Annotated in this window: 7 protein-coding genes; all 7 read right to left on the minus strand. The window is 67.8% G+C overall.

From position 1 onward, the window contains the following. Window positions 1–825 (minus strand): YdcF family protein, encoded by an 825-nt coding sequence (locus ACK4S9_RS04165; RefSeq protein ID WP_409721851.1) that lies wholly within the window; start codon window positions 823–825, stop codon window positions 1–3. A 40-nt stretch (window positions 826–865) separates the two neighbouring features. Then, window positions 866–2,707, minus strand: coding sequence for a glycoside hydrolase family 28 protein (locus ACK4S9_RS04170; RefSeq protein ID WP_409721854.1), 1,842 nt, complete (start codon window positions 2,705–2,707; stop codon window positions 866–868). Window positions 2,708–2,718: 11 nt separating this feature from the next. Next, on the minus strand, window positions 2,719–3,858 hold the full coding sequence (locus tag ACK4S9_RS04175; RefSeq protein WP_409721857.1) for a polysaccharide lyase family 1 protein: 1,140 nt from the start codon (window positions 3,856–3,858) through the stop codon (window positions 2,719–2,721). Window positions 3,859–3,928: 70 nt separating this feature from the next. After that, window positions 3,929–6,736, minus strand: a complete 2,808-nt coding sequence (locus ACK4S9_RS04180) for a TonB-dependent receptor plug domain-containing protein (protein ID WP_409721859.1) — start codon at window positions 6,734–6,736, stop codon at window positions 3,929–3,931. 386 nt (window positions 6,737–7,122) lie between these two features. Then, window positions 7,123–7,821 carry a FadR/GntR family transcriptional regulator gene (locus ACK4S9_RS04185; protein WP_409721862.1) on the minus strand — a complete coding sequence of 233 codons (699 nt, stop codon included), beginning with the start codon at window positions 7,819–7,821 and terminating at the stop codon, window positions 7,123–7,125. Window positions 7,822–7,993: 172 nt separating this feature from the next. Beyond that, the gene (locus tag ACK4S9_RS04190) at window positions 7,994–8,383 is read right to left on the minus strand and encodes a BlaI/MecI/CopY family transcriptional regulator (protein WP_409721865.1); all 390 of its coding nucleotides are present in this window, start codon (window positions 8,381–8,383) and stop codon (window positions 7,994–7,996) included. Window positions 8,384–8,488: 105 nt separating this feature from the next. After that, window positions 8,489–11,713, minus strand: a 3,225-nt coding sequence (locus ACK4S9_RS04195; RefSeq protein WP_409721867.1) for a pectinesterase family protein, incomplete at its 5' end; no start/stop codon positions are given.

Genomic DNA, 11,713 nt, shown 5'->3' on the forward strand with positions numbered 1-11,713 from the left:
TCAGCGCTCAGGGGCCTGCGCGCCGCCCGCGCGCAACCGGTACCAGCCCAAGCCGATCAATTCATACATGGCGTACCAGGAGCGGCGCAAGCCCTCGGCACTGGGCACCCAGGCATGGATGCTGCGGGCCTGGCCGGTGAAGAACATGGTGGGCGCGTCGACCACCTCGAGTCCGGCGCGTTCGAAAGCGCCACGCGAGCGTGCCATGTGCATGGCGTCGGTCACCAGCAGGACACGCCGGACCTCGCTCTTGCGCAGCAGTGCGGCGCTGTAGGCGGCGTTTTCGGCGGTGTCGCGCGAGCGCGCTTCGACCCATTGCACCGGCACGCCGAAATCCTCGCGCAAGGCGGTCGCCATCGCATCGGCCAGCGAATATGGCTGTTCACCGGCGCGAGGCTCCCCGACCGTGCCGCCGCTGACGAGCACGGGCAGCTTCGTGCGCCGCTGCAGGTGGGCCGCGTAGCGCAGGCGCGCCAGGGCGGTGACATCGGGGATGTCGCGTCTGCCGTATTCCGGCGCATCGCGCAGCCGTCCGGCGGCGAGCACGACGATCGCCTGGGCGCCGGCGCGTTCCGGCGCGTGCAAGGGCGCGGTCATCCGCTCCAGCGGCCTGACGAACAGTTCCGCCACCTTCGGCATCGACAGCAAGGCCAGTGCCGCCACCCCGCCTCCCGCCAGCGCACGCCCGGTGCGCGGCCAGCGGCGCCACAGCGCCAGCCCGATCAGGATCAGCAGGAACAGGCTGGCGGGAGGAAGAATCAGGCTGCGCGGGATGGCGTTGATCAGTTCGAACATCGGTGTCGGGGCGGGAACGGTGGCTGTCAATCCGACATCCTAGCTCATCCTGCACCGATACCGGTGCAGGTCAGGCTTGCAGGGTGGTGTTGTAGGCCTTGCCCGCGATGGTGACCCTGCTCAGCTTGACGTTGCGGACGTTGTGGATGAACCAGGGCTGGTCCGCGTTCACCGGGGTGCCGAAGTCGCAGTCGGTGATGGTCACGTCGCGGATCGGCAGGATGTCGACCGGCTGCTCGCCGTTGTAGTCGAAGGCGACCGGGCCGAGCAGCAGCAGCGCCTGGTAGCACGAGCGAGGACCATTCTCCGTCGCGACGTTGCCCACCCTGACGCCCGAGATGTGGATGTGCTCCACGACTGGCGGACGGGTACGCACGTTGTCGGCGTTCGGCGCGTAGTCGCAGTCGAAGGTGATCACCGCGCCGGCTCCGGCGCCCACCGACTTGGGCTTGATCGGCGAGCCCGGGAGCGGGGTGTAGAACTGCGGCTTGAGGTTGACGCCATTCGGCATGGTCACGTTACGCACGTAGAAATGGCGCAGGAAGCCGCCGCGGTTCATGTTGGTCTTCAGGCGGATCGCGGTGTTGAGCGGGTCGGTGGCCCAATGCGCGTTGCGGAACTCGATGTCCTGCGCATACACGTGCTGGATCCCGCCCGACATCTCGCTGCCCAGCGTGACGCCGCCATGGCCGCTGTTCATGACGCAGTTCTGGATCACCACGTTCTGGGTCGGGCCGAACTGGGTGTCGCGGTTCTTGCCGGCCTTGATGGCGATGCAGTCGTCGCCGCTGTTGAAGGTGCAGCCGTCGACCAGCACGGTATTGCAGGCCTCGGGGTCGAAGCCGTCGCTGTTGGGACCCATGCTGTCCATGTGCACGCCGCGGATCTCGACCTTGCTGCAGTTGACAGGATGGTGCTGCCAGAACGGCGTCTGGTTCAGCTGGTAGCCCTGCATCAGCACATTGGTGCAGCCGATGAACTCGACCATGCACGGGCGCAGGTAGTGGCCGCGGCCGAACACCCGCCTGGCGGCCGGCACGCCCGCTTCCGACAGGGTCGGCAGGTAGGCTTCGTCGGTGCGCCACTTGTCGTTCTTGCCCTCCATGAGCGCGACCTGGGCGTCGTTCAGATTCGGGGCCACTGCCCGGATCGACGAAGGATTGAGCGGGTTGACGGCGATCTGCGTGCGCTGCGGGTTGGGCGCTTTTCCTGCCACGCCCTTGCGCTTTCCTTTCCAGTCCCACCAGGTCTCGCCATCGGCGCGCGGCACGCCGCCCTGGCCGTCGAGGATGCTGGTCCAGTCTTCGCCGGTGAGGGCGATGTTGGTCTGGCCGTAGGCGTAGACCATCGGCGAATAGTTCAGGCAGTCGTTGCTCTGCCAGCGCGAGATCACCAGCTTGCCCTTGGGTCCGCAGTCATAGTCGCCGTATTTGGCGAAGTCTTCCGGATCGTTGCTGAAGTAGACGTGGGCGCCCTTGGCCAGGTGCACGTTGACGTTCGACTTCAGGACGATCGGGCCTTTCACCAGCCAGTTACCGGCCGGGATCACGACGCGCCCGCCGCCCGCCGCGCTGCAGGCGGCAATGGCCGCCGCGATCGCCGCGTAGCAGTCATGGGCGCCCGGCGCCGGGGTGCTGAGCTTGCCCTCTTCGTGGTCGGCCACGTAGCCGGTCACCATGACCGCCTCGCAGGGCTTGGCGCCGTAGGCGGTAATCGAAAAATCGCGCTTGGGGAAGACGAGCGGTTTCCTGAACCCGTCGATGATGCTTTGGGCGCGCGCCCAGGGATCGTCTTGTGCCACCTTGGTTCCTCCGCTTGCGGCAAGCGCCGGTCCCACAGCCAGACCGGCCACCGATGCCGATGCAGCATACAGCAGCGAACGGCGTTGCGGATTGATGTGTCGCGTTGTCATGGGGTTTCCTTTTATTGGCCGGCGCCCGCATGCGCGCGCACATGGGCGGGCACGGCGTCGGCCGGGAGCGGGTGGAAGGGGTAGGGCACGGTCCAGGAGGGCGCCCCGCCGGCGCCGCAGGGCGCCTGCGGGGCGCCGTTCAGCAGCGAGCCGGAGTCGACGAAGCTGCCGGCGTCCGCGCCCGTGGCGAACGGGCGCACCGCATCGACACAGGAGCGGGCGCCAAGAATTTCGAAGGCGTTCGCATGCGAGACGATGCGCGCCCCTTTCGCCACGCCGACGCTGTAGCCGTGGCGGTAGACCGGGTGCTTGCGGTCGCCCACGTGGTAGTTGTTGAAGAGGTGGACCTGGCCGAAGCGCACGCGCGGCGAGCGGCTGGCGACGTGCTCGAACAGGTTGTGGCTGACAGTGACGCGCAGGCGCCCGGCATCGTCCGGCGCCTTGTCGCTGGCGCCGATCAGCATGTTCTTGGCGTGCAGCGCGAAATGGTTGTACGACACCGTCACGTAGTCGCTGCCCTCGCGGATGTCGAGCGAGCCGTCGTGGCACTGCTTGAGCTTGCCGTGTTCGATCGGCAGCGTGTCGTCGGTGACCGGGGCATCGGTGAAGCTGTTGCGGTCGACCCAGACGTGGTGCGAGGCGACGATCGAGATGCCGTCGAAATCGGCGTTCCAGCCGCCTTCGCTGCCGTCCTGCGGGTCCCACTCCGGGGCGACGTCGCAGGGGTTGCGCAGCCTGAGCTTGCGGATGATGACCTGCGAGACCTTCGACACCTTCAGGTGCGCGTTGACGAAGCCAGCGTCCGGGCCCACGCCGACCAGCGTGGTATTGGCGGGCAGCGCGACCAGCCCGCGTTTGGCCTGGTCGGCCTTGCTCGCATAGGGGCGGCCTTCGCTCATGTCGATGAGGCCGGCGACCTGCACGATCCGGCTGCCCTGGATGCCTTTTCCGAGCGCCGTGCGCAGCTGCGCGGCATCGGTGACGGTGAAGACGTTGGCGGCAGGGGCATCGGCGCCGCCGCGGGTGCCACCGGCCTGGGCGGCCCAGCCGTCCGGCGGCGCCACCTGGCGAATGGAGAAGGTCGGAGCAGCCGCGAGCGCGTGGCTGGCAAGTGCGCTAGAGAAGATCAGGGCGAAGGGAAGGTGCTTCATGGCGGGAGAGAATGTGCGCAGGGCGGACGGGGTAAGCGTCCGCCCTGCGTTGGTCACGGTCCGGAGACGCTTAGAACGTGTAGTCCGCGCGCAGCGTGAACGCACGCCCGATCGGCTTGGCGATGTTCTGCGCAAACACGACACGCGAGGACAGGCGCTGGTTCGACAGTGGCGGCTCGGTGTCGAACAGGTTGTTCACGCCGGCGCCGATCTTCAGCTGCTTGTTCACCTTCCAGCTGGTCGACAGGTTGTACACGCGGTACGGTGCGATCACGTTGTAGAAGGGCTGGCCCGGCTGCTGGGTCGGCAGCGCGTTGGTGTCTTCGTAGCTCGACGAGTACTGCTGCGTCAGCTGGGCGAAGAAGGGACCGTAGTTCCAGTTCACGCGCGCCTGGCTCTTCCACTTGAAGATGTAGGTGTTGGCCGAGGTCGAACCGGTGGACAGGGCGCCGATGCGGCCGACGCTGTCGACCCATGGGCTGCCGACGTCGTTCTGGCCTTCGTACTTGTCGGTATAGGTGCCGTCCATCGAGAAACCGAAGCGGCCCCAGTTCTTGGTCGGGTACGAGTAGTTCAGGCTCAGGTCGATGCCCTGGGTCTTCAGGCCGCCCATGTTCAGGCGCGTCTTCGTGATATACGCAAGCGTGCCGTCCGGGTTACGCACGAACAGGTCCTGGTAGCGCGCCAGGTTGTCGAAGATCGAATCTTCGTTGATCTGCGCGATCGTCCCCTTCATGTCGATCTTCCAGAAGTCGACGGTAGCGACGAAGTTCTTGACCGGTTCGATCACGAAGCCGATGGTGTAGGTCTTCGACTTCTCCGGCTGCAGGTCCGGGTTGGCGCCGGTGAGCGTGGTCAGGCGCGTGTTGCAGACGCGCTCGGCGTCCAGGCCCAGGCCGGCGTAGCGCGGATCGGTGGTCAGCGTACCGGAGCCGGCCACGTTCGGCGTGGCGCTTGGGCACAGCAGCGGATCGTCCCAGCTCGAGGTCGACGGCGTCAGCGTGCGCGGCACACCGTACAGCTCGGGCAGGGTCGGCGCGCGGAAGCCGGTGCTGACCGTGCCGCGCACCATCAGCTGTTTCATCGGCTGGTAGCGGAAGCTGGCCTTTGGATTCCAGGTCGAACCGAAGTCGCTGAAATGGTCGCCGCGCACGGCGAAGTTCAGGTTCAGCTCCTTCGTGACCGGCGCATCGAGTTCGGCATACAGGCCGGCAACGCGGCGCGCGCCGGTCGGGTTGTTGCCGGGCGAGCCAGAGACGCGCCACACCACCTCGTCGGCGATCATGCGCGCATCTTCCTCGTAGGTTTCACGGTGCCAGTCGCCGCCCACGGCCAGGCCCAGGGAGCCGCCCGGCAGATCCATCAGGGGGCGGCTCAGGTTGAAGTCGACACCGTAGTGGCGCACGTCGGCCACGCGGAAGTCCTCGCCGTCGGCCGAGATGCTCTCGAGATAGGCACGGCCGGCGGCATCCTGCGCGCCGAAGGGGTTCAGGATGCCGTTGGCGACGCCCGCGTACACGCCTGGCGTACGCACGAAATTTTCCTTGAAGCCGGTGTCGCGGTGGCTGTAGCCGTAGGAGCCGCCGACGCGGTAGTCCCAGCCCTTGATCTGGCCTTCATCGGCAACCACCAGGCGGGCATTCTTTTGCACGTCGTGCAGCTTGGCCGCGCCCAGCTCGTCCAGGCTCCAGGTCAGCGCCAGGTCTTCGCCGTTCAGGCCGGCCACGGCCGGCACGCCGCCGCTGCCGCCCGGGTACCACTTGCTGGCCTTGGTGATCATCAGGGGCTTGCGCGAAGCGGTCCGGACGTCGTAGTTGGTATTCGCACCGAAGGGCTGCGGTGGGCTGATGGCGTCGATGTAGGAGCGCGACAGGTTCAGTTCCACCGTCAGCACGCCGCCGTCGCCATGCGCGAGGCTGCCCTTGGTGAACAGGGTGACCTGCTGGTTTTCCGGCAGCAGCTGTGGGTAGATGGTCGGGTCGGTGATGCAGGTCTTGCCGCCGTTGGCATTGGTACGGGTCGACGGGATCGTGGTCTGCGGCAGGCCCGGTGCCACGCAACCGGAGGCGAAATACGGGTTGCCGGTGATGTTGGCCGACTTGCCGTTGCGGTAGATCGTGAAGTTCGCAGGCGATGCCGAGCCGCCCGAGGTGTTCGAGGTGAACGGGTTGCCGCCGAGGGCAGCCAGCTTGACCGGATCCCAGATGTTCGGGCGGTCCTTCTGCATCAGCGACTCGCGGCGCTGGGCGCTGAAGGCGGTGTAGACGTTCCAGCCGTCGGTGGCCATGTCGCCCTTGCCGGCGATGAGGGTCACGCGCTTCTGGTCGCCGCCGCCGGATTGTTGCGGCTGCACCGTACTGGCGTGGACGGTTACGTCCTTGACCGATTTCTTGGTGATGAAGTTGACCACGCCGGCGATCGCGTCGGTGCCGTACAGGGCCGAGGCGCCATCGCGCAGCACTTCGACGCGCTCGATGGCCGCCATCGGGATCACGTCGACGTTGACCGAGCTGGCGCCCAGTGCTTCGTTGGCCAGGCGGCGGCCGTTCAGCAGCACCAGGGTACGGTTGGTGTTCAGGCCGCGCATGTTGATCATGGTGCCGCCGCCGCCGCCGCCGACCGGTTCGTTGGTCGCCGCGACGGTCAGGGCCACGGCGACTTCCGTCATCGTGGTCAGGCCCTGGTTGGTCAGTTCTTCGGCCTTGTAGGTGGTCAGCGGCAGGGCATTCTCGGTGGCCAGGCGCTTGATCGAGGAACCGGTCACTTCGACGCGCTGCATCGGCGCGTCCTGCGCGATGGCGCTGTTCGTCAGGGTCAGGACTGCGGCAGTGACTGCCGACAGAAGGAAGCGTGGTTCGGTGATACGAGTTTGTTTCACTGCGAGTCTCCTGCTCAAATCAGAATTGCGTCCGGGTGTGTCCCTGGATCGCGCGAAGGGATACCCCGGGTATCCGCGCGGTGGTGACGAAGCCACTGCCTTCCAATACACGGCGCTGTTGCCCGTTTCAAGCCATCCCGGTGCGACGGCGGCAGGGAATCAGCAGATGATTGGTCTGTGGCAGATTCTACTTTGGTCTGACCGCTTTCGCAATCTGGACGAGCCAGTTATTTTCTGGTCTACCAGTAAATACATGGTGGTTGGGCCAAATATGCGAATGGCAATCTCTGCTCGAGGCGGGAGGGGGAGCCGGAAAATGGAGGAAGAGCGGAGAAGGAGAGACGCCGGCAGCCGTCCGGGCCGGGAGCCCGGACCGGACAGGGAAATCAGCCGCGCGAGAAGGTACGGGTCACGCGGTCGAGGTGGGCGCGCATGGCGGTGCGGGCGCCGGCCACGTCGTGCGAGGCGATGGCGGCAAAGATGTTGCGGTGGTCGATCAGTGTCTGCTGGCGCAGTTCCTCGGTCTGGAAGTGTTCCTTCAGCTTGTGCCAGAGCGAGCCGCGCTGGCTCCACAGGTATTCGATCACGCCGACCATCGCGCTGTTGCCGGTGGCGCGCGCGATCGCCAGGTGGAAGTTGCGGTCGGCCGATTCGTTGCCGCTGCGGTCCTCGTGGTGCTGCTCCATCTCTTCCACCGCGCGCAGGATGGCGTCGATGGCCGAAGCGCTGGCATGCTTGGCGGCGAGCGCCGCGACTTCGACCTCGATCAGGCGGCGCGCGGCCAGCACTTCGAACGGCCCGGGGCCGGCGGTCGGCACCTCGGCCTGGGGCTGGGCCTGTTCGCTGACGTACACCCCCGAGCCGCCGCGCACTTCGACCGTGCCGCCCAGTTCCAGGGCGATCAGGGCCTCACGCAGCGAGGTACGGCTGACGCCGAGCTTGGTGGCCAGCTCGCGTTCGGCCGGCAGGCGCTCGCCGGGGCGGATGTTCTCGGCGCGGATCAGCTCCTCGATCTTGGCCGAGACCACCCGGTACAGCCGTGGCTCGTTGACGCTGTTGTCGTTCAGCGCAGCGGTTTTTTTCATCGATGGGTCCGTCGTAATGATTGATTGGCCGATGCCAAAGGGCGCATCTTAGTTTGGTACAGATAATGTTTCAAGTGGACCAACCAATTATATGCCAACCGGGCCGTCTTTACGGTTGTGGCGTGACCTTGTTCGCTATGTCGCGCTCCGTGGCAGCACGAGCGAAATGCGCTCACTGGCCATCATCGAGCTCGTCGATCAGCTTGCGCAGTTCCTGGATGTCCGCCTGCGACAATTTCTTCTGGCTGCCGAAATGCGCGACCAGCGGCGCGATGCGCCCGCCGAACAGGCGCTGCACCAGGCTTTCGCTTTCGCGCGCCAGCCAGGCCTCGCGCGGCAGCACCGCGTGGTAGAGGAAGCGCCGCCCATCCTTTTGTGCGGCGATCGCGCCTTTCTTGAGCAGGCGGTTGAGGAGCGTCTTGACGGTGGCGCTCTGCCAGTGCTGGCTTTCGGAGAGGGCGACGACGACCTGCTCGGCCACCACCGGGCCGGGCGCGCGCCACAGCACCTCCATGACGTGCGACTCGGCGTCGCTGATATTGATGTGAGAAGAATGCGGCATGACAGTACCATTTACAGTTGTAATCTTCAGCTAGAATTACATCTGTAAACGGCATTGTCAATCCTTGCGCGCGCCTTTATGCGGCCGGCATGGCCGTTCGGTTTCTCATGGCTGGGGATTCCAGCCGCGGCCCGCGAACACCGCGGCGCGCGTCGACAGGCGCTCGGCCTGCGCACTGTCCATCTGGTAGCCGCCATAGCTGCGCGGCTGCCCGTCTTCCGTCCTGTTCCCATATTCGCGCCAGCCGCCCTCCAGGGGATTCGGCGGCGGCTTGCGGTACCAGGCGTCCGGAGCGATGTGCGGGCCGACGCTGCACGCGATGAAGGACACGTTGTCCCAGGTGTTGGCGGTGCCGGGCGAGCGCGCGAAATAGGTGGCCCCGATCGGCGGCAGGTTGCCCGCCGGGCCTGGGCCGCGCGTCAGGCGCGAACGCAGGAACACGAAGCCCGGCTCGTCCTTGCCCACGGTGCGCGCCTGCACGATGTAGCCGCCGCTGTGCGGGTTGGCGCTGTCGCCGACGGTGCGCAGTTCGCTTTCCTCGAACAGGGCGGCGCGGTTGTTCCCCCACACGAAGTCGACGTTGCCTTCGATGAGCGACCTGTAGAACCAGGCGTAGCCGTGCAGCTGCAGCGTGTCCTGCTCGCTCGAGAAGTGGGCATTGCGTGCGATCAGGCGACCTTGGTCGCTGCGGAAGAAGAGCGTCTCGGCCTGGGCCGAATGACCATCGCTGCGGCGGGTGCTGTTGTGCAGGGCGATGTCGCGCAGTTCCAGCATGTCGGCGTCCTCGGCCAGGAACAGGGCCCGGCCGCCCGTCACGCCGGCCGAACCCTCGGGCTGGCCCGCGCCCGATCCCGGGTTGCGGGTGTCGCTGTTGGGCGCGCGGATGATCGTCGCTTCGCGGCTCTGGCCGCGCAGCATGAGGTTGTCCTTGTCGACCAGGTAGAGCAGTTCCGGATAGACCCCGTCGCGCACGTTCACGGTGAGCGCCTGCGCGCGCGGCAGCGTCATGGCGTAGTCGAGCGCGCCCTGCACGGTGCGGAAGTCGGCGCGCCCGTCGTCGTCCACGGTCACGCTGTCACCCACCGGCAGATAGGGCGTGGTGCGGAAGGACCAGCGGGCGCCCTGGAAGCCCCGGGCGCGCAGCAGCCGGGCGTCGATCACCGCCTCGTACTCGAGGCCGCGTTCGAGCGCCTGCGGCATGCGCACGTACAGTTCCTTGCCGAGCACGCGGATCGGATGCTGGCGCACCAGGCGCCGGCGCTCGCCCGGCGCGACCGCGGTGACGGTTTCTCCCGGACGGATGACCGCGACCAGGGCCTTGTCACGCTTGCGGTAGACGCGCACGCTGCCTTCGCCGGTGAGGGCCGGTTCTTGCGCGAAGACGAGGCGCAGCGGCGTATCGGGCGGCACGCCGCGCTCGCCATGGGCAGGATAAGCGGTGGCGCCCGCGGGCAGGGCCGTGCCCCTTGGTGCGGCAAAGGCTGCGCCCACGTCGACCGTGAACACGGCCTGCGCCCATGGATCATCGAGGCTGCGCACCGCTACCCTGGTGCTGCCCGCGGCGCGCGGGGTGAGGCGCAGGGCGCCGCTTGCGGCGTCGGCGTGCGCGATGCGCGGATCGGTGGACAGTACCGCGATGCGGGAGGCACCGCCGACCTGGACGGTCTGCGGCGCGTCGCCGGCCTGCAAGGCGATGCGGTCGGCGCCGACGTGCACGGTCACGCGCTCGGGCGGGGTGCCGGCAGGGCCGCCGCGCAGGTCGAGCAGGGTATGTGTGCCCGCTTCCCAGCTGACCGGCCGCGTGGCCGGGAAGGGTGGCGCCACCAGCCAGGTGGCGCGGTCTCCGTCCACCGAGACGTTCACGAGTTCGCCCTGCGGTCCCGGTTCGGCCGCATGGCGCAGCACCACCGGCACGCCCGGCAGCGAGGCGTTGCGGCGCACCTGCTTGATGCGCTTGATCTCGCCGCCGCGCGACTCCAGCAGTTCTACCACCCAGACCTTGCGGTCCTCGCTCAGCTGCAGGCTGGCGCCCTGCCAGTCGCCGTTGGCGTCCTGGCGCGCGCGCAGCAGGAAGGGGCTGCCCACGGACGGGACGAAGCGCGCCTCGGCATAACCATCGGCGTCCGCCGCGAGCGGGCGCGGGCCGGCATGCTCGCGCACATGGCGCGCCACCTCGGACGCAGGCAGGGCGCTGAAGCCGTAGGGCACGCGCCAGCCGGCGTCGCCGCCGTGGGGGCAATCGACCAGCGCCTGTCCGTTCAGCAGCGAAGCCTTGTCGCTGAAGATGCCGGGACTGGCGCCCGGGTCGCGCACCACCTGCCGGCAACTGGTGGCGCCGGCGATGTCGAAGGCATTCGCGTCCGAGATGATGCGTGAGGCATGGGCCACGCCGACGCTGTAGCCGTGGCCGTAGGCGGGATGCTTGCGGTCGCCGACATAATAGTTGTTCAGCAGGTGGACCTGGCCGTAGCGCACCCGTGGGGCGCGTTCGGCGACATGCTCGAACAGGTTGCCCTTGAGCGTGACGCGCAGGCGGCCCTGGTCCCCAAGGGCGCGGTCGCTCGAGCCAATCAAGAGGTTCTTTTCGTGCAGCGCGAAGTGGTTGTAGGTGACGCTGACGAAATCCGAGCCCTGGTTGATGTCGAGCGCGCCGTCGTGGCACTGCTTCAGCTTGCCGTTCTCGACCGGATGCCTGTCGTCGGTGTCGGGAGCGTCGGTAAAGCTGTTGTGGTCGATCCAGACGTGGCGCGCGTTCGATACCGTGATGGCGTCGAACAGCGAATTCCAGTTGCCCTTCGGTCCATCCTGCGGATCCCAGCGCGGATTGACGTCGCAGGGATTGCGCAGCGCCAGGTTGCGGATCACCACCTGGGACACGTTGGCCACCGACAGCGCGCCGTTGACGAAGCCGGCGCCGGGCGCCACGCCGATCAGCGTGGTGTTCGCGGGAATGCGCACCGTGCCGCGCCTGGCCTGGTCGGCGCTGTCGGCAAAGGCCCGGCCCTCGCTCATGTCGATGATGCCGGCCACCCGCACGATGCGCGCCGGCGCCGCCGCGCCCAGGGCCGCCAGCAGCCCGGCGCGGTCGCGCACGGTATATACGTGGGCAGGATCGGCCAGGGCGCCGCCGCGGGTGCCGCCTTCTTGCGCGGCCCAGCCGTCGGAGGGCGCATGCTGGCGCTCGGCAGCCGGCACCGGCACGGCGGCGGTCGCGGGCCGGAACGGAGGCGGCGCGAGCGGCGCTGCCGCGGCGCCGGCCGCGGCCCGCCCCCGCCGGGCGAACCGCGCCCACACCCTGCGCCCCCCAAGGGTGCGGACCCGGCCCGCCGC

The sequence above is a fragment of the Massilia sp. genome, assembly GCF_046293535.1.
Classification (GTDB): Bacteria; Pseudomonadota; Gammaproteobacteria; order Burkholderiales; family Burkholderiaceae_D; genus Telluria.